Annotated in this window: 25 protein-coding genes and 1 pseudogene; 11 read left to right on the top strand and 15 right to left on the bottom strand. The window is 38.9% G+C overall.

The genetic code is table 11. The features are described 5' to 3' along the window. Positions 1–108: 108 nt before the first annotated feature. Positions 109–1,284, bottom strand: a complete 1,176-nt coding sequence (locus tag FTT99_RS09455; RefSeq protein WP_180131415.1) for a YbfB/YjiJ family MFS transporter — start codon at positions 1,282–1,284, stop codon at positions 109–111. Between the two features lie 230 nt (positions 1,285–1,514). Beyond that, positions 1,515–2,945 (bottom strand): pyridoxal phosphate-dependent aminotransferase, encoded by a 1,431-nt coding sequence (locus FTT99_RS09450; RefSeq protein WP_180131412.1) that lies wholly within the window; start codon positions 2,943–2,945, stop codon positions 1,515–1,517. Positions 2,946–3,173: 228 nt separating this feature from the next. On the opposite strand from FTT99_RS09450, the gene msrB reads away from it, so the two are divergent. From msrB to FTT99_RS09435, 3 genes are all read left to right on the top strand, one after another. After that, positions 3,174–3,593: a peptide-methionine (R)-S-oxide reductase MsrB gene (gene msrB, locus FTT99_RS09445; protein ID WP_111885906.1), complete on the top strand. Its 420-nt coding sequence runs from the start codon at positions 3,174–3,176 to the stop codon at positions 3,591–3,593. After that, positions 3,590–4,078, top strand: a complete 489-nt coding sequence (locus FTT99_RS09440; RefSeq protein ID WP_078194370.1) for a glutathione peroxidase — start codon at positions 3,590–3,592, stop codon at positions 4,076–4,078. The genes msrB and FTT99_RS09440 overlap by 4 nt, the downstream gene beginning before the upstream one ends. A 112-nt stretch (positions 4,079–4,190) precedes the next feature. Next, entirely contained in the window at positions 4,191–4,700 is a 510-nt protein-coding gene (locus FTT99_RS09435) for an energy transducer TonB (protein WP_180131410.1), read from the top strand. 364 nt (positions 4,701–5,064) lie between these two features. Here FTT99_RS09435 and dapC read toward each other — a convergent pair whose 3' ends face one another. The 6 genes from dapC to FTT99_RS09405 all read right to left on the bottom strand — a co-directional run bounded on the left by dapC (position 5,065) and on the right by FTT99_RS09405 (position 12,166). Further along, a complete protein-coding gene (gene dapC, locus FTT99_RS09430; RefSeq protein WP_180131407.1) occupies positions 5,065–6,234 on the bottom strand; it encodes a succinyldiaminopimelate transaminase in 1,170 nt (389 codons plus the stop codon). A 24-nt stretch (positions 6,235–6,258) separates the two neighbouring features. Next, positions 6,259–8,925, bottom strand: a complete 2,667-nt coding sequence (gene glnD, locus FTT99_RS09425) for a [protein-PII] uridylyltransferase (RefSeq protein ID WP_180119706.1) — start codon at positions 8,923–8,925, stop codon at positions 6,259–6,261. A 29-nt stretch (positions 8,926–8,954) separates the two neighbouring features. After that, on the bottom strand, positions 8,955–10,169 hold the full coding sequence (purT, locus tag FTT99_RS09420) for a formate-dependent phosphoribosylglycinamide formyltransferase (protein WP_180131403.1): 1,215 nt from the start codon (positions 10,167–10,169) through the stop codon (positions 8,955–8,957). Positions 10,170–10,329: 160 nt separating this feature from the next. Next, positions 10,330–10,947 carry a hypothetical protein gene (locus FTT99_RS09415; protein ID WP_180131400.1) on the bottom strand — a complete coding sequence of 206 codons (618 nt, stop codon included), beginning with the start codon at positions 10,945–10,947 and terminating at the stop codon, positions 10,330–10,332. A 122-nt stretch (positions 10,948–11,069) separates the two neighbouring features. Further along, positions 11,070–11,417 (bottom strand): L-valine transporter subunit YgaH, encoded by a 348-nt coding sequence (gene ygaH, locus FTT99_RS09410; protein ID WP_078189050.1) that lies wholly within the window; start codon positions 11,415–11,417, stop codon positions 11,070–11,072. Continuing rightward, positions 11,414–12,166, bottom strand: a complete 753-nt coding sequence (locus tag FTT99_RS09405) for an AzlC family ABC transporter permease (protein ID WP_078194362.1) — start codon at positions 12,164–12,166, stop codon at positions 11,414–11,416. The genes ygaH and FTT99_RS09405 overlap by 4 nt, the downstream gene beginning before the upstream one ends. A gap of 103 nt (positions 12,167–12,269) precedes the next feature. Between FTT99_RS09405 and FTT99_RS09400 the strand changes: the two genes are divergently transcribed. Both FTT99_RS09400 and FTT99_RS09395 read left to right on the top strand, forming a co-directional pair. Further along, positions 12,270–12,749, top strand: a complete 480-nt coding sequence (locus FTT99_RS09400; protein ID WP_111885993.1) for a hypothetical protein — start codon at positions 12,270–12,272, stop codon at positions 12,747–12,749. A gap of 437 nt (positions 12,750–13,186) precedes the next feature. Next, a complete protein-coding gene (locus FTT99_RS09395) occupies positions 13,187–13,345 on the top strand; it encodes a hypothetical protein (protein WP_168379644.1) in 159 nt (52 codons plus the stop codon). Between the two features lie 97 nt (positions 13,346–13,442). Here FTT99_RS09395 and FTT99_RS09390 read toward each other — a convergent pair whose 3' ends face one another. Continuing rightward, a complete protein-coding gene (locus tag FTT99_RS09390; RefSeq protein WP_180131397.1) occupies positions 13,443–14,150 on the bottom strand; it encodes a Crp/Fnr family transcriptional regulator in 708 nt (235 codons plus the stop codon). Between the two features lie 100 nt (positions 14,151–14,250). Between FTT99_RS09390 and FTT99_RS09385 the strand changes: the two genes are divergently transcribed. Continuing rightward, entirely contained in the window at positions 14,251–14,790 is a 540-nt protein-coding gene (locus FTT99_RS09385) for a DUF962 domain-containing protein (RefSeq protein WP_180131395.1), read from the top strand. A gap of 64 nt (positions 14,791–14,854) precedes the next feature. Here FTT99_RS09385 and FTT99_RS09380 read toward each other — a convergent pair whose 3' ends face one another. Together FTT99_RS09380 and ychF are read right to left on the bottom strand one after the other, a co-directional pair. Further along, positions 14,855–15,247 (bottom strand): hypothetical protein, encoded by a 393-nt coding sequence (locus tag FTT99_RS09380; protein WP_373684589.1) that lies wholly within the window; start codon positions 15,245–15,247, stop codon positions 14,855–14,857. A 273-nt stretch (positions 15,248–15,520) separates the two neighbouring features. Next, entirely contained in the window at positions 15,521–16,612 is a 1,092-nt protein-coding gene (ychF, locus tag FTT99_RS09375) for a redox-regulated ATPase YchF (protein ID WP_180131392.1), read from the bottom strand. Between the two features lie 270 nt (positions 16,613–16,882). Between ychF and FTT99_RS09370 the strand changes: the two genes are divergently transcribed. Next, on the top strand, positions 16,883–17,647 hold the full coding sequence (locus FTT99_RS09370) for a glutathione S-transferase family protein (protein ID WP_180131389.1): 765 nt from the start codon (positions 16,883–16,885) through the stop codon (positions 17,645–17,647). An 81-nt stretch (positions 17,648–17,728) separates the two neighbouring features. Here the strand turns inward: FTT99_RS09370 and FTT99_RS09365 are convergent, their stop codons facing one another. Next, complete coding sequence (locus tag FTT99_RS09365) at positions 17,729–18,907, bottom strand: hypothetical protein (protein ID WP_180131386.1); 1,179 nt, start codon at positions 18,905–18,907, stop codon at positions 17,729–17,731. Between the two features lie 632 nt (positions 18,908–19,539). Here FTT99_RS09365 and FTT99_RS09360 point away from each other — a divergent pair. After that, positions 19,540–20,010: an Lrp/AsnC family transcriptional regulator gene (locus FTT99_RS09360; RefSeq protein ID WP_067763303.1), complete on the top strand. Its 471-nt coding sequence runs from the start codon at positions 19,540–19,542 to the stop codon at positions 20,008–20,010. A gap of 90 nt (positions 20,011–20,100) precedes the next feature. Here FTT99_RS09360 and FTT99_RS09355 read toward each other — a convergent pair whose 3' ends face one another. From FTT99_RS09355 to FTT99_RS09345, 3 genes and pseudogenes are all read right to left on the bottom strand, one after another. Next, the gene (locus FTT99_RS09355; protein WP_111886000.1) at positions 20,101–20,853 is read right to left on the bottom strand and encodes a YebC/PmpR family DNA-binding transcriptional regulator; all 753 of its coding nucleotides are present in this window, start codon (positions 20,851–20,853) and stop codon (positions 20,101–20,103) included. A gap of 300 nt (positions 20,854–21,153) precedes the next feature. Further along, on the bottom strand, positions 21,154–21,723 hold the full coding sequence (locus FTT99_RS09350) for a 1-acyl-sn-glycerol-3-phosphate acyltransferase (RefSeq protein WP_168379638.1): 570 nt from the start codon (positions 21,721–21,723) through the stop codon (positions 21,154–21,156). Between the two features lie 686 nt (positions 21,724–22,409). Beyond that, a pseudogene (locus FTT99_RS09345) lies at positions 22,410–23,333 on the bottom strand (IS5 family transposase); the annotation flags it as partial. Positions 23,334–23,453: 120 nt separating this feature from the next. Here FTT99_RS09345 and FTT99_RS09340 point away from each other — a divergent pair. The 3 genes from FTT99_RS09340 (at position 23,454) to FTT99_RS09330 (ending at position 24,811) form a co-directional block, all read left to right on the top strand. Further along, positions 23,454–23,657 (top strand): hypothetical protein, encoded by a 204-nt coding sequence (locus FTT99_RS09340; RefSeq protein ID WP_180108271.1) that lies wholly within the window; start codon positions 23,454–23,456, stop codon positions 23,655–23,657. 17 nt (positions 23,658–23,674) lie between these two features. Further along, positions 23,675–24,412 carry a putative type VI secretion system effector gene (locus tag FTT99_RS09335; protein WP_227591812.1) on the top strand — a complete coding sequence of 246 codons (738 nt, stop codon included), beginning with the start codon at positions 23,675–23,677 and terminating at the stop codon, positions 24,410–24,412. 153 nt (positions 24,413–24,565) lie between these two features. Further along, a complete protein-coding gene (locus tag FTT99_RS09330) occupies positions 24,566–24,811 on the top strand; it encodes a hypothetical protein (RefSeq protein ID WP_257230543.1) in 246 nt (81 codons plus the stop codon). The last annotated feature ends 113 nt before the right edge of the window (positions 24,812–24,924 follow it).

Raw genomic sequence — 24,924 nt, 5'->3', positions numbered from 1 at the left:
GAAAAAAGCTTAGTCCATTCACGATTTATCAAAAAGAAAAGACCTATTTAAATAGGTCTTTTCTTTATATACATGATTGGTGATGTAGTTGAATGTCTTGTGATCTACCTAGACGAGATGCTTACTTAATTTTGCAGTGCGAGTGAACCAAAAGAGTTGTAGTGTTCCAATGCAGAGCACGCATGCGGCCAAAATAAATTGCTGTGAATAATCAATACCGATTCGCTGTAAAAAACTAAAGCTTATACCGCCAATCAATTGAATAGATGCAAAGCACAGGGTTGCAATACTCCAGAGCTTTTTATAGGCGCTACCATAGATTTGCAGAATGGTATAAGAGGTGAGAAAAACCACTGCTGGATTGAGCAAGCCTGTCGCAAAAGAAGATAAAAAAGTAAAAAGTGGATGGATATTAATAATCGCTATAAAAATCGCCAAGACATAGCTGCTATATAATATTTTAAGAGCACTAATATTTCCCAGTTTTTGTGCTAGGCAGTAAGCAGCAAAGGCCCCTAAAGCACTCCCCAGACCATATAAAATCCAATTGAAATTGATCCCGATCGGGCTGAGGTGTAGGGTGTGAGTTAAATAGTCAATCCAAAATAATGAATGCGGCACGTAAGCAAAAGCACTGGTGCTATACACGATTAAGAGACAATAGAAAATTCCATCAACTTTATGTTCTGCAGCTGAAATCGTGGTGAATGATGTGAGCTGTGTTTTAAAACTCTTCAAAAGCACGCTGAGTAAAATACAAATCAGGGTTGAAAAAGAAAACAAAATCAACCAAGCCCACATTGTCGAAATATCTTGGATGTAAGGCAAAAATAGCGTTGCCATTAACACCCCCAAGCCAATACCACTAAAACCAATAAAGTTGATTTTAAAGCGGTCTTGAAGCTGTGAACATTGGGCCACGACACTTGGGGAAAGGATCATCAATAATCCACCACTGATCCCTGAAATTACGCGCCAAGTGGTGTACCAAATTTCTGAAAAACCTGAAAATGCACAACTGAGTAAACTGAGTGTCCCTGCAATAGCCGCGAGTTGGATGTAGCTCACCATGCTTTTATTTTGGGGTAATTTCATGGCCCAAAATGCACCGATCAAGTAGCCGAGCAAATTGGCACTGCCTAAGATGCTGGCAAAACTTGGGCTCCAACCAAATGCTTCACGGGTTGAAGGGAGGAGTGCGGTATAGGAAAAACGTAATATCCCGATGCCTAGGCACATGCTTAGACAGAGAAATAGGCTCAGTTTAATTTTGTTAGAGAACATCCTGTACTCATGTATTTTTATGATTGGTTAAAAAATAACATGAATAGGCTATAGAAAAATCAACAGATCTTAAAGTTTTGACTAAGGTCTAAGCTAAAAATTAATTCTTAAAAACTTAACTATTCAAAAAGATAGCTGTGGTGTGCGTACAGTAAGAAATCAAATTTAAAGATACAGTAATAAAAAACCGTACATGGCGTACGGTTTTTTATTTTTAAAGCACTTATGAATTAACGCATTTTCGCCAAGAAACGACCTAAACGAGTGAGTGCTTCACGTAGTTCATTTTCAGCAGGCAAGAACACCACACGGAAATGATCAGGTGTCGGCCAGTTAAAACCTGTACCTTGAACCAAAAGTACTTTTTCAGCACGGAGGAAATCTAACATGAATTTCTCATCGTCTTGGATTGGGTAAATTTCAGGGTCCAATTTAGGGAAGCAGTACATAGCACCCTCTGGTTTCACACAAGCTACACCCGGAATATCATTCAACATTTCCCAAGCAATGTTGCGTTGTTCATATAAACGACCGCCCGGACGGATGAGATCATTAATCGATTGATAACCGCCTAAAGCTGTTTGAATCGCATATTGCGCTTGGTGGTTGGCACAGAGACGCATCGACGCCAGCATGTCCAAACCTTCAATGTAGTCTAGCGCACGTGATTTATCGCCTGTAATTGCCATCCAGCCCGAACGGTAACCGGCAATTCGGTATGCTTTCGATAAGCCATTGAAAGAAATACACAACTGATCACCTGCCAATGACGCAACAGAAACATGTTCAATACCGTCATAAATGATTTTGTCGTAAATTTCATCAGCAAACAAAATTAAGTCGTATTTCTTTGCGAGAGCTACAATTTGCTCAAGCACATGACGTGGGTAAACCGCACCTGTTGGGTTGTTCGGGTTAATCACCACAATACCGCGAGTATTCGGGGTGATTTTACTTTCCATGTCGGCAATATCTGGATACCAGAAATTTTCTTCATCACATTTATAGTGAATAGCAGTACCGCCAGAAAGGTTAACTGCCGCTGTCCAAAGCGGATAATCCGGCATAGGCACTAGCATTTCATCGCCATCGTCGAGCAAGCCTTGCATTGCCATCACAATCAGTTCAGATACGCCATTTCCGACATACACGTCATTGACGTGCATGTTTAAGATGCCTTTTTGTTGATAATACTGACAAATCGCTTTACGCGCAGGGAAGATGCCTTTTGAGTCGGTATAACCAATTGCATTAGGCAGGTTGAGTGCCACGTCGTTAATAATTTCTTGAGGTGCTTCAAAACCAAAAGGAGCAGGGTTACCAATATTTAATTTAATAATTTTATGGCCAGCCTCTTCCATCTCATTGGCCGCTCGTAACACAGGTCCGCGAATGTCGTAGCAAACATGCTCGAGCTTAGACGATTTCTTAATTTCGCGGGGGGTGTTAAACGTATTCGGCATTTTTATATTCTCGGAAAGAGTGGAGGTCACTTTTGCATAACGGTATAAATAGCTTTTAAATGTCTCGGTCGTTACTAAATCGAGATGATGTTCGTCTCTGAGTAAAGCAACTATTTTTTCATGCGTAAACCCTGCCTGTTGATATTGTTTGATCACGGGCAGCAGATTTTTAAAAATTACGCTCTTTTTCTGCGACATTTTTTAATCCTGAGCAAGAGTAGCGCTAAGATTATCACTAAAGGTGCTCACAAAAAAGCATTTAATTTTGTATTTTGCTCACCACGATTTTATATTTGCTTACTTTTTGCTTTTTGGGTCATTATATAGATTTTGTAAATTGTTGAATAAAGACTAGAAATTTAAGATTGAATGACGTAAATATAGGATTATCCTATTTTAAATACCACGATATAAAGGGACGTCATCATGGGAAAACTCAATAAAACAGAAAGAGAATGGCAAAGAGAATTGTCGCCAGAAGAGTTTCGCATAACGCGTCAGAAAGGCACGGAGCAAGCTTTCACTGGGAAATATTGGAATACGAAACAAGCTGGCACGTATGTATGTCGTTGTTGCGGGGAACCGCTTTTTTCTTCTGAAACAAAATACGATAGCGGTTGTGGTTGGCCGAGCTTTTATAAGCCGATTGAACCTGCTGCAGTAGAAGAAAATGTAGATACGACACACGGTATGGTCAGAACAGAAATTGTTTGTCATCATTGTGACGCACATTTAGGGCATGTTTTTACTGATGGCCCACAGCCGACTGGATTACGTTATTGTATTAATTCGGCATCCTTAGAATTAGAAACAAAACAAAAAAATGATGAGGAAACTTATCCATGACCACCATTCACCAGTTTGAAGCAGAATTACTGGACGGAAGTAATAAATCCTTTGCAGATTATGAAGGCAAGGTTTTATTAATTGTAAATACCGCTAGTAAATGTGGGTTTACTCCTCAATTTGCTGGTTTGGAGAAAATTTACGAACAATATAAAGATCAAGGTTTTGAGGTTTTAGGTTTTCCATGCAACCAATTTGGCGGACAAGATCCGGGTTCGAATGATCAAATTGGCGCGTTTTGTCAAAAAAACTATGGCGTATCTTTCCCGATGTTTGCCAAAGTGAATGTAAAAGGCCCTGAAGCGCATGTGATTTTCCGTTATTTAACCAATAACTCGAAAGGCGTATTGGGAAATGGCATTAAGTGGAATTTTACGAAGTTTTTAATTGGAAAAAATGGTCAGGTCTTAAACCGCTATGCACCCACGACCAAGCCTGAAACATTGAATGAAGATATTGAAAAAGCTTTAGCTCAGTCAAAATGAAGTGAATTATTGGCCGAACTGAGGTTGATATAAAGGCGCGGAAGCGTCTTTATTTTTTGGATGTTTTATACTGAAGTGTCTTTATTTGAAGGTCATAACATTGTTTAAGCAGATGGTTAAACGTCGAATTTGTGTTTTAACGTTTTTTTTACTCGTATGTGTGGGGTTAGCTTGGGCAGATAGCACTCCAAGTGCATCTGAACCTACAAAAATGTCTGTTGTTGCAAGCAATCTAGACCGTACGACAGATGCTCGTATTAATGCATTATTGCAAATATTAAAAACACCTATAGAAGAATACCAACCTACGCGTGTTGCAGATGTAATTGATCCACATGTAAAACCGAAAATGTATGAAGTCTCTTGGGTAAATGCACCGCAATATGTGTTGTCTGCGTCTGAGATGAAAACATATAAGCAGCCTGTCAAACTACAGCTCACTGTGATTGCTGCAACAGGCTATATTGGTGGCTCAAAACTTATTGCAAGTTCAGGCTCTAAAAACTTTGATCAAAAAGTACAAAAATCCTTATTAGTTGCGCGATTTGAACCTATTCCGATGGTTGATAAAAATCTCAGTTATACTGTTGAACATGAATTTTCTCTTCATCCACCTCAATAAGCTTATAGCAGAAGGCAAATTTTGAGTTCCATAAATGATCTGTTATTACTGGTGGATCTAATTGATAATGAAAGATATTACTTTACAACTAGCTAAAACCTTTCAGATGTCTGCTTATCTATTCGCTTTACAACAATTCGTTATGACCATACTTATTTTTCATACAGCGTTTAACAGTGAGAGAACCTCGAACATTTAAATTGAGTGCAACATTTGATTTCTAATAGTGTTCAATGATTTCTTAATGATTGTTTATAAATAATTATTGCTAGATGATTAGCTCTGAATGATTGTTAAGAAATGACACAAATAAAAATGCCCCAAATCAGGGGGCATTTATTTTAAGCAGAACACTTTAAATCAATTAAAGCACTGCTTTTAAGCGACGAATCACTTCTTCACATTGGGTAATATCTGCAACAAGGGCTAAACGGACATGGTTTTCACCCGGATTACCTTGTGCTGTATCACGTGACAGATAACGGCCTGGTAATACTTTCACATGCGCTTTTTCCATCAGCATTTTTGCAAAAGTTTCATCATTATCCACTTTTAACCAGTAGTAGAACCCTGCATCAGGTTTTTGTAATGGTAGTAGGTGACCCAGCTCGCGTTGGAATAATTCGAATTTTGCACGGTACTGGACGCGGTTTTCTTCGACGTGTGCTTCGTCATCCCAAGCTGCAATTGAGGCCAACTGGTGTTGAACAGGCATCGCAGCGCCATGATAAGTACGGTATTGTAAATAAGGTTTTAAAAGCGCTGCATCACCTGCAACAAAGCCAGAACGCATACCCGGTAAGTTAGAGCGCTTAGACAGTGAGTGGAATACCACGCAGTTTTTATAGTCATCACGGCCCATTTCAGCACAGACTTCAAGCAGACCAATAGGTGCTTCATCAAACCAAAGTTCTGAGTAGCATTCATCAGATGCAATCACAAAATTATATTGGTCAGATAGTGCTATCAGTTTTTTAAACTGTTCTTTAGAAAGTACCGCACCTGTAGGATTACCCGGTGTGCAGACAAACAGTAAAGCGGTTTTTTCCCAAACTTCAGCTGGCACAGCGTCAAAGTCGCCAAGGTAGTTATTTTCTTCTGTACAGTTGATGAAGTAAGGTTCTGCACCCGCAAGTAAAGTTGCGCCTTCATAGATTTGGTAAAACGGATTTGGCATCACCACATAAGGGGTGTCTTCACGTTTAACCAAAGCTTGTACAAACGAGAAGATCGCTTCACGTGTACCTGACACAGGCAGGACGTTGGTGTCTGCACTGATGCTATTGAGTTTAAAGCGACGGGTTAACCAGTTTGCAATGCTCGTACGAAGCTCAGGTAAACCCTTGCTGTTTGGGTAAGTTGATAAGTGCTGAAAATTATCAATAATGGCCTGTTTCACAAACTCCGGTGCAGGATGCTTTGGCTCACCAATCGATAGGGGAATCAAAGGCAAATCTGCGGGTTTCACATCCTGAAATAGCTTATTTAGCTTTTCAAATGGATAAGGGTGCAATAATGACAAACTGGAGTTCATGGAATGGATACCGATCAATTTAAGTTAATGATGACTACAAACCTGATTCGAAGCTTCATCGAGTGCTGACTTTAACTGTGCAGCAAACGTTTCCGCTTCTGAATCACTCATAGGTGAGCCATCTTTTTTAGTGACATAGAAAATATCTTCAGCACGTTCACCGAGCGTCGCAATTTTCGCAGAGTGAATATCTAGGCCTTGCATCATAAATAAACCACCGACTTTAGCAAGTAAGCCCGGATGGTCAAGTGTCGCAATTTCAACCATATTTTGTTGAAGCGCTTCATTAAAAGAAATACTCACGGTATTTTCAATATCAAAATGACGCAGTTGACGTGGAATGCGACGTTGCATCAGGCCTGGGTATTTGTCAGATTGGCTTAAGGCTTTTTTGAGCGCTTCAATAACGGTTTGCTCACGTTCAGGATCTGTTAATAAGGTGCCAAAACGGTCAAGTACAACATAGGTGTCCAAACTAAATGCAGTGGATGCAGTAATAATCCGAGCATCCTGAACGTCTAAGTTCATTCTGTCCAAAATTGCCACTGTTGTTGCAAACAAGTTAGGCTGATCTTGGGTGTAAATAAAGATCTGTACCGCATCTTGTGCAAATTTGCGATGTGCTCGCATCAGTACCAATGGTTCTGCATTATTGCCATGCTTTAATATGGCGCGCGTATGCCATGCGATTTCATCGGCAGATTCTTTTAGGAAATATTCATCACCGAGTTCTTGCCAAACAGTTTCTACATCGTAGAGCGAAAAATCGTTGACTAACAGTTCACTGGCTGCAAATTTAGTGTCTTCGATCAGCATTGGGTAGTCTACAGGACGCCCCAAACCTGAACGAATCACATCACGTGCTTGTGTATACAGTTGACGCATGAGTGATGCACGCCATGTATTCCAAAGCGTCGGATTGGTTGCGTTGATATCGGCAACTGTTAAGGTGTAGAGATAGTCGAGATGCTCCATATCGCCCATTTTCTCAGCAAATTCTTTCACCACATCTGGATCGGAAATGTCCTTTTTCTGAGAAGTGACAGACATCAGGAGATGGTTTTGAATCAACCATGCGACAAGGTTACATTCGCGTTCGGTAAACCCATGGGTACGGCAGAAATCAATTGCATCCGCTGCACCAAGTTCACTGTGGTCACCACCACGACCTTTGGCGATATCATGGAAAATTGCCGCTAAATAAACAATGTCACGGCGCGCCAGTCGTTGGAATACGGAGCTAACGACAGGGAAGTCCTTAGCAAATTCAGGCTCTTTAAAACGGTTTAAATTACGTAGTAGTAATAGGGTATGGGCATCGACAGTGTAAATATGGAACAAGTCATATTGCATGAGTCCCATGATTTGCCCAAAGGCAGGAATATAGTTGCCGAGCACGCCATAACGTTTCATCGCCACCATGGTGTCATATAAACGGTAGGGTGAGCGAATGATCGCCATAAATAAGGCTTGATGTGCAGGATTGTCACGGAAGTTTTGATCAATACGTTTTGCCGCAAGAGACAAAAGACGTAAAGTTCGGGCACGAATCCCTTCAATTTCAGGACGATTTGCCAAGAGGTAGAAAATTTCTAAAATAGCACTTGGATTTTCAGAGAAAATTTTATGATGCTGCACTGCCAATTTGCCATCGACTAATTTGAAGTTAGCATTGATTTCTTCAATCTTACGTTCATAGTCAGGCAAACGTGGCGTAATGACCGACTCATTAAAATAAGCCAAGAGCATTTCATTTAACGTCGTCACTTGCTGAGCGCTACGGTAGTAACGTTTCATGAACTGTTCGATTGGATAATTCGGTGATTTACCTTCTTCACGCTGATAGCCAAATTTAGCGGCAATGTCACGTTGATAATCAAACAATAATCGGTTTTCGTCGCGCTTGGTTAAGCGATGTAAATGATGGCGGATTTCCCAAAGAAAGCTTTCTGTTTCTTCAAGAACACCCAGTTCAAACTCTGAAATAAAACCTAAATGTACAAGGTCATAGATGCGATTGACACGGAAATGACGCTTAGCAATCCATCCGATTTGGTTGATATCACGGATACCGCCGGGCGCATTTTTAATATCGGGTTCTAAGTTGCTTTCGGTATTGTTATGTTGAGCATAGCGTTTGGCTTGCTCTTGCATTTTGGCATCATAGAAGGTTTTATCCGTCCATGTCTGTGACACGATACGGCGTGGCCATTTGGCTAGGTGTTCATTGCCCACAATCAAACGTGCTTCAATCAAAGCTGTTGCTACAGTTAAATCATTGGTGGCTTGAGCGACACAATCATTAATAGTACGCACACTGATGCCCGGCTTGAAATTACCAACATCCCAAAGTGTTGAAATAAAGCTAGAGATGAGTTTTTCTTGTTCTGGGCTGATTTCATCTTCAGACAAAATCATGATATCGACGTCGGAGTATGGCAGCATTTCACGGCGACCATAGCCACCTACAGCAAACAAACCGAGATCGGTTTGGTCGAGTTCAGCATGTGTCCATAAGAACTTTAAGGCTTCATCGATTAGATTCGAACGAGCCAAAATCACATCACGAATCGACTGTCCATTTTCAAAACATTCCTGTAGCTGATTTTCAACATCTGAGCGCCATTGGTTAATCGCCTGAATGTCGTGGTTACTTTTAATGTAATTCAGCAGAGGAAGCGTATTGATCATGAACAGTGGTCCGTTAAGGTGTTACAAACTTAGTTTTGTTGAACACTGACTTGTTGTGCAGCATGTTGAGCAAGTTCACGCGCGTGATCTGTGGTTTCAGCACGTGCTGTTGCTACGCCCATACGGCGACGTTTAAAGCCTTCTGGTTTACCAAAGAGGCGTAAATCGGTGTCTGGATTAGCCAAAGCAAGATTTAAGCCAGTAAATGATAAATTGGTATCATCCACGTCTGCATAGATGACTGCGCTTGCAGCAGTACTGTGTCGAGCAGTATTTACAGGCAGACCAAGAATGGCACGTGCATGCAGTTCGAATTCGCTTTGGAATTGCGATGCAAGAGTGACAAGGCCTGTATCGTGTGGACGAGGTGATACCTCACTAAACCATACTTTATCGCCTTTGACAAACAGTTCCACCCCAAAAATGCCACATCCACCTAATGCAATGGTTACTTTATTGGCAATACGCTTGGCTTCCTCTAAAGCAAGAGCAGTCATGATTTGTGGCTGCCAACTTTCTACATAGTCACCAGCGTCTTGGCGGTGGCCAATCGGGTCGCAAAATGATGTTTCAATTTCACCTGTTTCTGCATTTTTAGCACGAACAGTCAGCAGGGTGATTTCAAAGTCAAAGTCAATTTGTGATTCCACGATCACAGTACCTTGATTTACACGTCCACCTGTTTGTGCATATTCCCATGCGGCATCGACTTCATCAAAGCTTTTTACACGTGACTGTCCTTTACCCGAAGACGACATGACAGGCTTAACAAAGTTTGGATAACCAATGTCATCGCATGCAGCACGGAACGCTTCAAGGGTATTGGCAAAGCGGTAGGCTGAAGTCGGTAGTCCAAGCTCTTCGGCAGCTAGACGGCGAATCCCTTCACGGTTCATCGTCAGGTTTACAGCTTTTGCTGATGGAATTACTGTTGCGATATTTTGTTCTTCAATCTCGACCAAAACTTGAGTCGCAATGGCTTCAATTTCAGGGACAATCAAATGAGGCTTAACTTGAGAAATTAAGGCTTTAAGTGCCTCAGGATCTGCCATATTTAAAGTATGAGAAAAATGTGCAACTTGCATGGCAGGAGCATGGTCATAACGATCGGCAGCATGAACTTCTACACCCAAACGTTGCAATGAAATCACAACTTCTTTACCGAGTTCACCAGAACCTAACAGTAAGACTTTATACGCTGAAGACTGAAGTGGAGTACCAATAGTGACGCTCATGTAAATCATCCATGCTTGATTTTATGGGAATTTAAGCATAGCAGAACTTGTTCGAGAGATAAGAGAGTGTTCACATAAATAAATGATATTGTCCAACAATTTTTTTTATATCTTTATGGGGGAGCGTTCGTGTAATTATTTATCTGTTAAAATCTTTAAAAAGTGGTAATTAGTTGTTTTTAGTTAAATTCACTTTAAATATGCCTGCATTTTTTATACATGCAGGGAATGGTTCAATTTCCAAATTTGCACATTGCAGCGCACGAAGCTGCACAGATGTTTGACGGAAGTTGGGCCAGTACAGCAATCCGAGCAGTGGTACGGCGCATATGCATAAAATCAATATTAAGCCAATTAAAATGGCAGTGAAATAGAGCGCGTCTGCAGCTACCGATAGAAGGTGAAATGATGAATTGAGCAATGAACTGAGGTTGAAAATACACAATAGAAAAATCAATAAAAAACCCGACAGCTGCAGAACATTGCTGAACAGACGAGGCATCGATATATGTGGAAACATCAGGCGACGTGGATGTAAGTGCAGAATCTGCTGTGTGCAGTTATATAAGCCCACAATCTTTTGTTGCTGATTTTTCTCTATATAAATGGCGCGGATCTGATCTGCAGGTTGGCAATGTACAGCGCAGAAATTACCACTGAATAGCTGGCTTTGAATGAAGTATTGAAAATTTATACTTTCGATGGGCTTTTGCAGTCGCCAACTCAATTCAGATGGTTGTCTAGAATGAATATAAATTTTGCCTTGAATACAATGGTACTTTGCCATCTATTGTTTTCCTTAAGATTTTTTGTGTTATGTGTTGACTATCTCATAAATATTGCTAATTAAAAGGCACAGGCTGAAGAAGCTTGTGCTTGAGGGAGATTTGGATTGTCGCTGACTTAGCTTTAGAGGTGAAAAGGTATATAGGTATAGACTAAGCCGTAAGTCAGTGCCGCAGTCAGTGTAGCAGGGACAATTTTTTTAAACTTGAAATACAAGCCTGCAAGCACAGCAAAACCAACCAACATGGCAAAGCTTTTATTTGGTGTCTCAAGCAAAGGTGGTAAGGTTGCAACCACCAACATTGAACTAATTGCGGCAATGCCAATCGAGCCCAAAGCGATTTTGAGCCATAAAGAACCACGCTGCTGTGAACCTTGCTGAAATTTCTGAATTACAAAAAATGGCCCAAACCGTGATGCAAAATTCGCAATCCCGACCAAAATCCCGACCAAGATAATTTCTAGATTCATGATGCTTCACCCATATGTTCAGGATCAGGTTTTTTTAAGACATAATGTTTGAATAAACCGGCAAAAATACCAGAAGAAATACCGATAAAAATCGCAGCAGACAAGTCGATAAAGTAACAAGCAATCGCAGAAACAATAATTGTAACCGTGACCACAAATGTATGTTTTTTCTCAAATGCTGCGAGTAAAAAGCTTAAAAACAATGCAGGCAGTAGGAAGTCGAGTGCGGCTTGTAAAAATTGTGGAAGGTTGCTGACTTGATCGGCAAATAAACCGCCTAAAAATGAGCCTGTTGCCCAAGACAGCCAACTAAATAAGCTGAGTCCTAACATCCAAGATTCTGACCATTCTTGACGACGTTGCGACAGTTTGATCATACCTGATGCAAAAACTTCGTCGGTTAAACCCCAAGCCCAAACTGCCGTTTTCTTTAAATTGAGTCGGTCTTGAATCAGGTTTTGTAAAGCAGGACCGTAGAGCAAATGGCGTATATCGAGAGCAATCACAGTGAGTGCAGTCATCCAAATGGATGTTCCACTTCCCAGTAAAGCAACGACGAGAAACTGACTGGCACCGGCATACATAGAGCATGATAAAAATAAGGCTTCCCACGCAGTGAAACCAAATTGAGTCGCAGAAACCCCAAATGCAAAAGAAACAGGAAGATAGGTAAAGATAATGGCTTGACTATCTTTAGCACCTTGCCAAAAACCCGCAGGCTGAACTGTAGGAAGTTTGTGCTCAGACACGACACACCTTTGAAAGAGTTGAACAACAGGTCAAATGATGATTGAGTATTGTACGCGAATTCACTAGCATATTGCCGAATATGTTTGCTGAAATGAGCTGGATATGCAGAGGTTAAAGATGCGTGGGATACTGATTGTTTCATTATTGAGCAGCACGGTGTTGTTGCAGGCCTGTGGTAATGATGGAGCTGAACAAGCTCAAGTCGAAATTAAAGCAGCACCCAAATTAACCAATGATGCAACGGAGTATGCTGCCAAAGCTTGGGCGTTTATCAATGAAGCCGATCCGATTGTTTATGCAAAGCAAGTCGATCAGATGGAAGAGAAAGTCCGTGTTCCAGCACGTAAATTGAGTACCGAATGGCGTATCAATGTCAAAATGACCGATTCTGTTACGGAAGGTAAATACGCGCTGTGTCGTAAGGCTTTGACAAGTCTGGAAATTTGGGCACGTGAAAGTATTGATCAGAGTTCGACTGTTGCACAAAAGCAAGCAGATTATGAGCGTGATAAAAATCAATGCAAAGGTGCGATTGAAAACCCTGAACTCGGAAATACCGATCCGAAAAAAGTAGGCGTTTAACCCGATCAAAGCAGTGAATTCTCACTGCTTTTTTTTGGAAAATATCAAAAAAAACAAGAATAAATCTATAATAGAGGATTGGAAAATCCTCCTCAAAGTATCGCTATTTCATATAAAAATTAAATCAGTGCGCTGCCGTAGTATTGAGCTAAATTCCAAATTGCATGGTTGTTTTCTGAAGTTAAATAGATAAAAAGCATTGATTATTAAGTACATAATTATTTTTTATAAAGATTCATTGATAAAAAAACATTCCATTTTAGAACGCTAGTCGTCTGTCTTTTTCTTTAATTAATATCTTTAAAATATTAATAATACAAAGCATAGATAATGTGATAAAAAATTAAAATTATCATTATTTGATAAAGTGTGTAAAAATAACTGCGTAAAAGATGAAGTATGTAAATTAAATTATAGACGTTGAATAGGTTATTAAGATGAAAAAAACATTAATGATGTTATCGGTTTTGGCTGTTTTGACTACAGCAGTCAATCTACAAGCAGCGACTGAAGACAAATCAGAAGCATCAACTCAAGAAGTTGCAGCATGTACAAATGGTTTTGACAGTGTAAATGTTTGCCAATTATTGTCGTGATCAAAACTCGATAAAGCGAAGTGCCACAAATAAAAGCAAAATAACTATTAAAGAATCATTCTGGTGCAATTAAATGCACTTATTTAAATCACAAATGTCAGACATCATGCACAGGAAGTGCATGAGCAATCTGATGTAACTGCGCTAGATCTAAAATTTCAATTTGTTTAAACGCAACACGAAGCACCTGCATTTTTTCCAACTGCTGAAGCTCCTGATTGACTGATTGTCGTGAGCAATTCAAAAGTTGAGCAAGTTGTTCCTGTGAGATGTATATGGTGTGTTGTTCAATTTCCAAATGATTCCCATATCCATTTAAAATAAACAGCAGACGCTGTGCGAGACGTTGACTTAAACTTTGCGTTTGTAAGGCAATGAGTTCCATAAAGGCATAGCGAAGCTTTTGACTGGTGAGCTGGGCAATATGAAACCAAAACTCAGGGTGTTGTTGTAATAATTGCTGAATTGCTTGAGCCGGCAAGTGTAATAAGGTGGACTTTTTGGTACAGATGGCATCGTGAGAGCGTGGTAATTGGTCAACCAAGGATATTTCGCCAAACCACATAATCGGCTCAGCAATGGCGGCAATCGCTTCTTTGCCATGAATATCAATATAGCCTAAGCGAACTGCGCCATCTAAGACTGCATACATACCATTAAAACGCTGTCCTGATAAAAAAACACGTGCATCTTTTTCGAAAGTTAAAGTCAGAGCATGGCGGCAGATAAAGTCTTGGAAGAAAAGATTTAAGCCTGTATACCACACATTTTTATTGAGTTGATGCACATATTGAGCGTCCAGCACAGCATATCCTTATTTTATGGTCCAACTTGTCTATTAGCTGACAACTTTATTGATGCATTTTTTATATAGTGAAATGAGTGAATGAACAAGGAGTAAGTTAATGAGCAAACTTGAAAGATTGCTAAGCCAGTATGCAGCATATCATTTGGATCGAAAAAATGTGCTGACGCATTTTGTGGGTATTCCGCTTATTGTGTTTTCGATTATTTGTCTAACCGCACGAGCAGGGCTGATGATTTCAGGTTTTGAACTGACCCTTGCTTTGTTGTTGATTATTGCCAGTGTCATTTATTACCTGAGTTTAGATAAAATTTTCGGTTTGATCATGCTTTTGGTGTTTGCAATCACATATCCCTTAGCCTTAATGATCGCAAAAGTGAGCCTTATGTCATGGCTGATTTGGAGTGTGGGAATCTTTGTAGTGGGTTGGATCATCCAGTTTATCGGCCATTATTATGAAAAGAAAAAGCCTGCGTTTATGGATGATGTTATTGGCTTGGCAATAGGACCTTTATTTGTTCTAGCTGAGTTTGTGTTTCTACTAGGCTTTCGTAAAGAGCTTGAACAACGCATGCTGACAGAAGCAAGAAGACAGCGCGCAGAGATGGATGCAAAAGCATTACATATTGCTCACCCATAAATGATTTGAATAAAAAAGCCGGATAATTCCGGCTTTTTTTTGGGATGTGTTAATTCTCAACTGTTTATGATTTCACAGCAGCTTTATGTTGTTCCGCTGCGACCTTTTGTGCAGCGATTTTTGCTTTTGCGTCAGTATTTGCAGCTTTGGCAGCATGGGCTGAAGTTTTAGCTTCTGATTTTGCTTGTGTTGCAAGATGCTGTGCTTGAGCTGCATCATGTTTTGCTAATTTTTGATTATGTTTTACTTTACTCTGAGCCAATTGGCTGGCTTGTTTTGCATCGTGTCGAGCGACTTTTGCATCATGCTGCGCAGCTTGTGCTGCATGTGTAGCAGTACGTTCCTGATGTTTTGCATCTTTAGCAATAGAAACACAAGTACCACCTTTATGGTTTGCACCTGTACCACCTGTAAGTGTGGTGCCTTGTGGACATGCAAACGCAGTTGCACTAAGCATTGTAAAGATACCTGCTGTTAGAATTGTGCTGATTTTTTTCATTGCTATTGTTCTATGAAAATAGGCATTAGTGCCTATGGGTAAATTTATAGCAGAACGGTAGAGATTTAAGTCGTTGCACTGTGGTGACTCAGCAACCAAATCATGTATTCGTGTCGATATAATTTTGTTTTTAAGCAGGTTTTAAGTTTTTAAATATGCTTATTTTTTGGCTTGGGCTTTTGCCTAAAATTAAAAAAGCCAGCAAATTGCTGGCTTCTTATGAGTACTGTCTTATACGTTAAAACGGAAGTGTAAAACATCGCCATCTTGAACGATGTATGTTTTACCTTCTAAACGCCATTTACCTGCTTCTTTAGCGCCAGCTTCACCGTTATATTGAACGAAGTCGTTGTAGGCAACACATTCAGCACGAATAAAGCCTTTTTCGAAGTCAGTGTGAATTACACCTGCAGCTTGAGGTGCAGTTGCACCAATTTTTACTGTCCAAGCACGAACTTCTTGTACACCAGCTGTGAAGTATGTTTGAAGGCCGAGTAAGCCATAGCCTGCACGAATAACTAAGTTTAGACCAGGTTCTTCCATGCCTAAAGCTTCAAGGAATTCAGCACGATCTTCATCTTCAAGTAATGAAATTTCTGCTTCGATTTGGTTGCAAAGTGGAACCACAATCGCATTTTCTTCTGCAGCTAATTTTTGCACTGCTTCTAAGTGAGGGTTATTTTCGAAACCATCTTCTGCAACGTTGGCAATATACATGGTTGGTTTAAGGGTTAAGAAGCCATAACCACGCACCAATTTACGTTCATCTTCATCAAGGTCAGCTGCACGCGCAGGTTTACCTTCATCCAGTAAAGGTAAGATTTTGTCTAAAACAGCTTTGGTCGCAATCGCTTCTTTATCGCCACCTTTTGCAGATTTTGCTAGACGTGTAATTGCTTTAGAAACAGCTTCTAAGTCAGCAAGTGCAAGTTCAGTGTTGATTGTTGCGATATCGTCAAGTGGATCAATTTTGCCATTTACGTGAATGACATTCTCGTCTTCAAAACAACGTACAACATGTGCAATAGCATCCGTTTCACGAATGTTAGCTAAGAATTGGTTACCAAGGCCTTCACCTTTAGATGCACCAGCGACGAGACCTGCGATATCCACAAATTCCATCGTGGTTGGGACAACACGTTGTGGGTTTACAATTTCAGCAAGTTTATCCATACGTGGGTCAGGTACAGGTACGATCCCAGTATTTGGCTCAATTGTACAGAATGGGAAGTTTTCAGCAGCAATCGCAGCTTTGGTTAATGCGTTGAAAAGCGTTGATTTACCAACGTTCGGCAGGCCGACAATACCACAGTTAAAACCCATGAAATAACTCACAAAGTATTATAAAAAAATTGTGGATGATTTTACATGAAAGCCATAATAAAGTCAGGTGATATGGGCAGGAGAATGTATATCTTATTGAATCGCGCTGAGATAGAGATGAATTCACGTCTGAATAAAGCTTGAGTTGCACTACGGATGCAGAATAGGTGCAAAAATGACATTGTGTTTCAATAACACAGTGACTAAAGTATCCCTATAAAATTACTGGGTTTTATAAACTACAGTTACAACAAAAAACTTGGAGCATTTATGCGAACTCTCTACCAGTTTCCACTCTCACATTTTTGTGAAAAGGCGCGCTGGTTACTCGATCATAAAGAGTTGGATTATGTGGCTCATAATTTAATGCCGGGTGTACATCGTGCATTTGCACAGCTTAAAACAGGGCAAAACAAATTACCGATTTTACGTGATCAAGATCATTGGGTTGCAGATTCAACTCAAATCGCCTTTTACTTGGATGCGACCTACCCCGAACATAGTCTGATCCGTCCAGATGTCAAACTGCGTGAAGACGCTTTAGAAATTAATGAACTCTCCATTGAGTTAGGCCAACATGTGCGCCGTTGGGGGTTAGCACATGTATTAAATGAAAGTGAAGAATCACTTGATATTTTAATTGGTGAAAAAGGCTATTTACGTCAGTTTGAGAAATATTCAAAGCCCATTATAAAGGCACTGGTTTCTAAAGGTTATCAATTAGATACGGATAAGGTTGCGGCATCTCGTGAACGATTGGATGAAATTGTGATTGATTTAAATCAACGTCTGATCGAACAAGGTGGGCGTTATTTTGTAGGCGACCGATTAGGTTTGGCTGATATTGCAGTGTGTTCAATGTTAGCGCCGATATTAGAGATTGTCGGAACACCGTGGGAAAAAGAGCATGGCGAAACTTTGTCAGAAGAGTTTAAAGATTACAAAGCTTATTTGAGCGATTTACCTTTAGGTCAATATGTACAACGTATATACCAAACAGAACGTAACGCACGGGTAGATTGGCGTGGTGTATAAGCTCTTTATATGAAAACTTTGCGTCATACTGCTTTAAAAAAGCGCGCCTAACAGCGCGCTTTTTCATCAGACATTCAATCCTTAAATATAGCTTTGTTGTTGAATATCCAAAATATTCAGCACTGGACTGATACTATCGGCTTGTAAAGTATTCAGCGGCATAACCGGGTAGAAGATATTGCCTATTGCATCTTTAATACTTGGGATAATGGTGGAGATATCAAAATCACCTTGAGCAGAACCTAAATTTTCCAATAGGTCATTAATATTCGGTAATTGGCCTGTGAGGTTTTCAGTCAATTGGTTGAACTGATCCGTAATAGAACCCAGATCAATTTTTTCTGAAGCAAGATTGCCGAGTAAATCGCCAAGATCTGGAATGGTCAGTTGATCGAGGAACTGAGTCGCTTCACCTTTGCTGTCCATCAGAGCAATGACTGGTTTCAACGAATTAATCACTTGATTTAAATCAGTTGAAAGCGTCAGTAAGGATGGATTGTTGACCACATCCAAAATGGTGCTCACGCTATTTAATACATCATAAATCGCTTTGACGGTTTGAGCCTGATCCGTATCGATGACATCGCTTTTTGCCAGTAAATCTAGAAGCGGATTAAGTCCTTTGATCACCCCTGAAATGGTCTCAGGGACATTCCCTTGGTTGGCTGATGAAATGGCGGTCACTAGATTGGTCACACTTCCAATCACAGTCGGTAAAGCATGACTCAATTGTTCCATATCAATAGATGAGTTGTCTTTATTGATTGAAGCTAATAAAGGTAGGAGGGCACTCGTTGCACCTTGTGCAATTTGCCCAAAGTCAATGTTTCCAGAAGACGAGCTCCCAATCATCTGAATAATGGGTTGCGCATATTCTAAAACTTGGTTGAGTGTATTGATAATTTGTGTTGCATCCGTTGACCCTGTTGCGCTTCCAAGCATAGCAAGCAGTGGTTTTATGGCATTTACAGCGCTACTAATATTGTCAGGAAGATTGCCTTGGTTATTGGTGCTACTCAGTAAACTTTGCAAGCTGTTGACAATGGTAGGTAAAGATTGAACCAACTGATTCATCTCTGTTGAGCCAGCGTTGCTACCTAAGTTTTGTAGGAGTGGTTGCAGAGTTGTCATCAATGTCTTGAGTGCATCCGAATTTGAACCGTTATTGGATGTAAGACTTTGAATCGTGCTAATCACTTGGGGAAGCGATTTAGTCAGTGCGCTAAAATCAAAAGACTTTGTGCCACCTAAATTACCCAATAATCCTGTCAGCGTATCCGTGATATTGGTTGTAGGTTTAAGCGGGCTAAGTAGGTTACTGACCGTGCTGCTAATTGTACTGAGCTGTAGGGAAGGACTTAGTACAGAACTTAATTTTGAGCTGAGTGAACTCAGTGATTTAATTGCAATGTTTATTCTTCCGTTTTTGTTTTTTTGTATATTTATGAACCGCCGCTATTTTTTAATGTAATTACCAAACCAAGTAAATAAGTGAAAAAAAAGAAATGTGACATAGAGCGCACATTGAAAAATAAAGTAAAAATAAAAAATTGAAAAATATAAATAAAATATCTCTCCCTTTTATCTGAAATTGATTTATTCAGATCAATGGAATGCATCGAGAAGCTTTATTGGTAGGTTGTCTAAAGACGTCATTTAGAATATAAAAACTAAACTTTGATGAAAAAACATTCATTTAATCGTCGAATTAATGCAAATTATTATGTTCATAATGCGTATGAGCTTTATTATTTTTAATAAATCATGCTATACATGAGAAAACTTGCACATAAATGCTGATTTTAAAATTTAAAATAACATTGAAAATGACAACAGGCGTTTGATGAATTGGGATCATCAGCACTGTTTTCAAAAATGGCTGGAGTAGACTGATGGAACTAGACCGTTTTGATAAACAAATTTTAGAAATTTTGACCCATGAAGATGTCAATTTAAATGAACTGTCAGAGCGGGTGAATTTATCGGTCAGTTCAGTTCATCGTCGGATCAAACAATTGATTGATCACAATATTATCAGTGGTCTAAAACGTGAAATTAATTATCAAAAATTGGGCTTTAGTTTGCATGTGCTGCTACAGGTGTCCTTAAGCAAACATGATACCGATACATTTGCTAAATTTTTAGAAGAACTTGAAAGTATTCCAGAAGTCATTAATGCATTTTTAGTGACAGGGCAGTCGGCAGATTTTATTGTGGAAGTCGTTGCACGTGATATGGAAAACTATAGTGAAATTTTACTCAAGCGCATTGGTAAAATTGAACACGTAGTTGCATTACATTCGAGCTTTGTAATTAAGCAATATAACGTTTTTAACTGTAATGGATTGTTAAATAAGGTTTAAATTTTGCATAGGATTTAAACTCATTTTTCGCTAATGTTTGAAAATATAAAACGCACCGATGGGGTGCGTTTTATACTTCAGTCGATTGAATTATAAAGCTTCTAACTCAGCCATCACTTCATCGGTGAATTCAACGTTGGTATACACGTTTTGAACGTCGTCAAGATCTTCAAACATATCAATCATTTTGATGATTTTTTTCGCTTGTTCGATATCTGAAATTAACGCTTTAGTTGAAGGGTTCATGACCACTTCGGCGTTATCAGATTTTAAACCTGCTGCTGCAAGTGCATCCTGAACCTCACCGAAAGTTTCAGGTGTGGTGATAACTAGAATTTCTTCTTCGTCCACTTCGATGTCTTCAGCACCCGCTTCTAAAGCGACGTCCATGATTTGATCTTCTAAAGAAACATCTTCAAAAGTAATCTCACCACGTTTGGTAAACATATAAGCTACTGAACCAGCAGTACCTAAATTACCATCAGTTTTCGAGAAGCAATGACGAACGTCAGGAACAGTACGGTTCAAGTTATCCGTCATTGTTTCAATGATGACCGCAACACCACCAACGCCATATCCTTCGTAGGTTACTTCTTTTAGATCGGTATTTTCTTCACCGCCCACACCACGTTGGATCGCACGGTTAATGGTGTCACGTGTCATGTTTGCAACTAATGCTTTTTCAACAACAGCACGTAAACGTGGGTTAGACGCTACATCACCGCCGCCTAAGCGTGCAGCTGTCACGATTTCACGGATAAATTTTGTGAATACTTTAGCGCGGCTTGCATCTTGTTTTGCTTTACGATGCTTAGTATTAGCCCACTTGGAATGACCCGCCATGCGAAATATGCTCCTTGTAGATTGGCCTTATGCCTATCAAATTGAGCAAATTCTACCATAATGGCTTTTTTGTGTGAAAGTACTGGATTTCAGGAAATGTGTAGTTGAAAAAAAAATATCCAAATTTGAGAAAATAATGAGAAATGTCAAAACACTCGTACTGTAATTTTTCTTATGATGAGAATCGGGCTGAAAGAGTAAGTTCGATCTTTTTATAAAAGGAAGATATAAATGCACAATGCATGGAGCACGTGACATTTATATCTTTAAATACGTATTTCGTTAAAACGTGAATGGCGCTTAGTCTTTATTTTTAGGTTCTGGGATCACGATATCTAAACCTACTTTATCTTTATAGAGTTGCTTAATTAAAGCTAAATCGTGATCGAGCTCAGTCGGGTAAATCTTACCGAAAATACCACCTTGTTTGGTTTTTGAGTTGGCATACATTAATACAATTGGCACACCTGCTGCTTTAGCAATATACCAAAAGCCTGTACGAATCGGTTTTCGTGCTTCACCACGTTCTGCACGGGTCGCTTCTGGAGCAATGACTAAATTAAATTTTTCGTTAGCTTCAAAATGCTCAACCATTTGAGTCACTATGTCTTTATTGGCTTTACGGTCTACAGGAATACCGCCAATCGCTTCAAGAACAGGTTTAAATGGACCTTTAAAGAGTTCTTTTTTAATCAGCGTGTGAATTTTGATGTCGTAAATTTGGCAAAGGGCCAATGAAAGAACAGCATCCATCATTGAGGTGTGTTCAAAGCCGACGATCACTTGTTTATTTTCTAAAACATCAGGTTCTACGTGGTATTTCCAGCCCGCCAATTTAAATGCAGATTCGCCAATAAACTTTTTCAACATAGTCGGTGATACGGTGATTTAAAAAAGGTGTAATTTCTGCTTGTTTGTCGTATGAGTCAAGAGGATTTAAGTGAGCTTTGATCTGAATTGTGCATATATTTCAAATTGGAATAAGAAGGGCGGATTGAAGAATTATACTTTTTAGCAATAAAACGGTTAAATTTTATATAGCAAAGCTATCATCATAGATAAAAATACTCTTAAAAATTTGCTAAATATGGCTAGGCACCGTCAGAAATTCTTATTAGACTTTTGTCGTAGGTTAAAACTTTTAACCTGTTGGTCTTAACTCGTTTTCTAACGGAGAACTCAAGCATGATTTATTTAACTGCTGTGTTATTCGCTGTTGCTATGTTTGCTTTGATTGTTATTTGGTCAATTATTGAGTTTTATTTGGACTTAAGAAAGCCTGAACAGGTTGAGTCTTAATATTGGCCGAAATTTATAGGCCCCATAGTTGATTTATTAATACCATATATTTTATATAATAATTATGTTTAATTAATAGTAAAAAGATATTAATGTGGTTTTGTTATTGAGTCTTGAGCTTGTATCTCAATAGATATTTTTTAGATTTTCAATATTAGATATTCTTGAGCAGGTTTCAGAAATGGCTATTCCTTGTTGTAAAAGGCTTTGATGCATAAACCTTCAAAGGGTGAGTTATCCCCAATCCATTTAAATTTAGTAACAACTTGGGTGTGAGGTCTACCTAATTCCGTAAACCTATTCAGAACTGCCACACGCGCATAAATTTCATTAACCTGACTTTGAAAATGTCTTGCCGTCAGCTTATCTCCTAATTATTTGATGCAATGCATCTTGGTTTCCACCAAACTGCGACGGTGATAGCCTGACAGTTTTCCATAGAGTTCTGCCTAAATGTTTAACCGTTTGAAGTAACTTATTTCGCTCTAGCGAGCTAGCTTTTTATCTTTCGATGGTTTTGCATTTTTCTTAGGTGGAATCACTGCATGTGCTTGACGATCTAAATTCACTTGTCTGCAGCACTTCGTGTCGTACGCCCCATTGGTATAGACAGAATCTATTCCCTCATCTAGTGGTATTTGTTCCAGAAAATCACTAAGTACTTGTGAATCACTGACATTATTTTTCGTAAGCTGAACAGCACGTCTTTGAAGCGTTTCAGCATCAATACCAATATGCAGTTTATGCCATTGCCGACGTTATTCAGGCTGATGCTTTTTACGCTTCCATTCGCATTTAGCTAAAAATTTTAAACTCTTAGAGTCGATGAGTAAGTGTAGCCCACTACAACTTTTCTGATAGCTTATTACAATATCCATATGCTTTAGTCGTCTACAAAGGGTAGAGTACAAATATCACTGATATTCGGGGCTGCTCAGCCACAGAGTTTAATCAGGCTTTAGCAAAGCCTGTGACTATGCGTAAAGTAAGGTGGAATAGAGATTTGATTATTAAAACAGCATTGAATCGCTGTATCGGAATAAGTTTGATTTTGTCCGTGCTAACTTTGTGGTTACGCATACCATTGGGTCTTAGGATCAAACCAGATTGAAATATTTCGTCGCTTGATTAAAGGTTGGTTATATGCGGACCAATTTAGTTGTTTGGTAGATTTTTATCAAGTTAGCACTTACCGTTGGACAGATTGGTCTTCTTGTTAGTGCTGTTGCGCCACATCTGGGTTCAGCTGTACTTAAAAATGTGACAACAAAACTGTCGCAACATGCAGTCATGGCTTTTTAATGAGTGTACGTGTGATTGCTGGTTTGAATGTAATAACATTAAGTCTGGTTGCTGTTGAAATAGAACTAAAAAATGGGTCTGACGATGCTTTAGAAGATTGGTGTCAAAAAACACCTTTTAGGAAAGCAAATAGTAAAGAGACGCCTTTTAAAAATGAAGATGAAGAGTATCAAGAGTTTGCTAAGGCTGTTGTGAGCTTATAAGTATGTATAGAGAAGATATGATTAAATTAGAAGGCTATATTAGAGAGTTAGAAGTTTATCAGGGTGTATTAAATGCTCTAGGTGGAAAGGGAGACTCATTAATAGCTTCATCTGCAATTCTTGGAACCTTAGCAGGCAATGTTACTTTGGGAACACAAAGTGTATTTTTGGCTTCTCAGTCACGTTTGCATATCGAAACTCTTGTTATGAAAATTAATGGAAAGATATGCGTTGGCCAATTTCATCGTGTTTTATTACAACAGAATGAATATGTAGTTTGTGTTGCGAAAAAAATTGAAGAAAATGTTTATGAGTTATTTTCTGTTCTAAGCCCTTCAACAGGCATCCTACACATGCAAGTTGGAATGGGGGCCTCGATAACAAATTTTAAAAAATCCACAAACAAGGGGGGACTAGTATGGTTTACACTAACTTGTGTTATTGCTTTCACTTTTATAATTGTACTCCCTCAAAATTTTGATTTAGTAAATTTTTTAATATTCTTTTCTGCGATTTTTACTTTTTATTTTTTATTTATGTATATTATTAAAAGTTCCGCAGCTTCATTAATATATCTCAGTGAAAACTCAGAACAAATTTTTGACTTGTATGGCTTTAAAAATCCTCAAGAAATATATCTATTTACTGCACGACATGAAGATACATCAGAGAAATTAATTTTAGAATCTATTTACGATTATCGAAAAGTTATTAAAGATGATCCTTATCCTGAGGATTATTCTGATAAGAAATGAAAAAGTCTATTTTATCTTTAATTGCATATTTTGCCCAAGATAATGATATCCAAAAATGGATTCGTAAATGTTTATTATCAACGGATCAAAGTATAATTAGGTTTGATACTATTCAACAACAAATGTTGGGCCTAAAGTCGGTATACAATTAATATGAAAAGTAAAATTAAAAAACACGTCTTTGGTTATGATGTGTTTGAGCAGAATATTCCTTTTTCTCATTTAGATGAAGGAGACGTTCTACTTAAACCAGAAAATGATTCTAAACGTAATCATAACTGGTCATTTATTAGCATGAATGATGATTATATTGAATTGATTGATCAATCTTATGCAAGGTTAGGAAAAGGAATAAGTTTATTAATTCCAATGTTTCCATTATTTTTATTGAGACTGTAAATTAAATTGTGTAATTGCCTGAATTTGCTATGTTCATATTCACAACGGAGTCAGGCAACATGATGAACGAACAAAAACTAAAAGACCTTGCAGCAGAATTTGCTAAAGGAATC

Source organism: Acinetobacter sp. YH12040 (assembly GCF_013420005.1).
Classification (GTDB): Bacteria; Pseudomonadota; Gammaproteobacteria; order Pseudomonadales; family Moraxellaceae; genus Acinetobacter; species Acinetobacter amyesii.
This window is presented reverse-complemented; position numbering and strand designations above follow the sequence as displayed.

Excerpts from the sequence above, each read along its gene's own strand:
- FTT99_RS09415 (WP_180131400.1), bottom strand. The coding sequence starts at position 10,947 with ATGGCAAAGTACCATTGTATTCAAGGCAAAATTTATATTCATTCTAGA.
- FTT99_RS09435 (WP_180131410.1), top strand. The coding sequence starts at position 4,191 with ATGGTTAAACGTCGAATTTGTGTTTTAACGTTTTTTTTACTCGTATGT.
- FTT99_RS09350 (WP_168379638.1), bottom strand. The coding sequence starts at position 21,723 with ATGTTGAAAAAGTTTATTGGCGAATCTGCATTTAAATTGGCGGGCTGG.
- purT (WP_180131403.1), bottom strand. The coding sequence starts at position 10,169 with ATGATTTACATGAGCGTCACTATTGGTACTCCACTTCAGTCTTCAGCG.
- glnD (WP_180119706.1), bottom strand. The coding sequence starts at position 8,925 with ATGATCAATACGCTTCCTCTGCTGAATTACATTAAAAGTAACCACGAC.
- FTT99_RS09440 (WP_078194370.1), top strand. The coding sequence starts at position 3,590 with ATGACCACCATTCACCAGTTTGAAGCAGAATTACTGGACGGAAGTAAT.
- FTT99_RS09355 (WP_111886000.1), bottom strand. The coding sequence starts at position 20,853 with ATGGCGGGTCATTCCAAGTGGGCTAATACTAAGCATCGTAAAGCAAAA.
- FTT99_RS09385 (WP_180131395.1), top strand. The coding sequence starts at position 14,251 with ATGAGCAAACTTGAAAGATTGCTAAGCCAGTATGCAGCATATCATTTG.
- FTT99_RS09395 (WP_168379644.1), top strand. The coding sequence starts at position 13,187 with ATGAAAAAAACATTAATGATGTTATCGGTTTTGGCTGTTTTGACTACA.
- FTT99_RS09360 (WP_067763303.1), top strand. The coding sequence starts at position 19,540 with ATGGAACTAGACCGTTTTGATAAACAAATTTTAGAAATTTTGACCCAT.
- FTT99_RS09330 (WP_257230543.1), top strand. The coding sequence starts at position 24,566 with ATGAAAAGTAAAATTAAAAAACACGTCTTTGGTTATGATGTGTTTGAG.
- ygaH (WP_078189050.1), bottom strand. The coding sequence starts at position 11,417 with ATGAATCTAGAAATTATCTTGGTCGGGATTTTGGTCGGGATTGCGAAT.
- dapC (WP_180131407.1), bottom strand. The coding sequence starts at position 6,234 with ATGAACTCCAGTTTGTCATTATTGCACCCTTATCCATTTGAAAAGCTA.
- FTT99_RS09455 (WP_180131415.1), bottom strand. The coding sequence starts at position 1,284 with ATGTTCTCTAACAAAATTAAACTGAGCCTATTTCTCTGTCTAAGCATG.
- FTT99_RS09450 (WP_180131412.1), bottom strand. The coding sequence starts at position 2,945 with ATGTCGCAGAAAAAGAGCGTAATTTTTAAAAATCTGCTGCCCGTGATC.
- FTT99_RS09335 (WP_227591812.1), top strand. The coding sequence starts at position 23,675 with ATGATTAAATTAGAAGGCTATATTAGAGAGTTAGAAGTTTATCAGGGT.
- FTT99_RS09400 (WP_111885993.1), top strand. The coding sequence starts at position 12,270 with ATGCAGAGGTTAAAGATGCGTGGGATACTGATTGTTTCATTATTGAGC.
- FTT99_RS09340 (WP_180108271.1), top strand. The coding sequence starts at position 23,454 with ATGAGTGTACGTGTGATTGCTGGTTTGAATGTAATAACATTAAGTCTG.
- msrB (WP_111885906.1), top strand. The coding sequence starts at position 3,174 with ATGGGAAAACTCAATAAAACAGAAAGAGAATGGCAAAGAGAATTGTCG.
- FTT99_RS09380 (WP_373684589.1), bottom strand. The coding sequence starts at position 15,247 with ATGCTTAGTGCAACTGCGTTTGCATGTCCACAAGGCACCACACTTACA.
- ychF (WP_180131392.1), bottom strand. The coding sequence starts at position 16,612 with ATGGGTTTTAACTGTGGTATTGTCGGCCTGCCGAACGTTGGTAAATCA.
- FTT99_RS09370 (WP_180131389.1), top strand. The coding sequence starts at position 16,883 with ATGCGAACTCTCTACCAGTTTCCACTCTCACATTTTTGTGAAAAGGCG.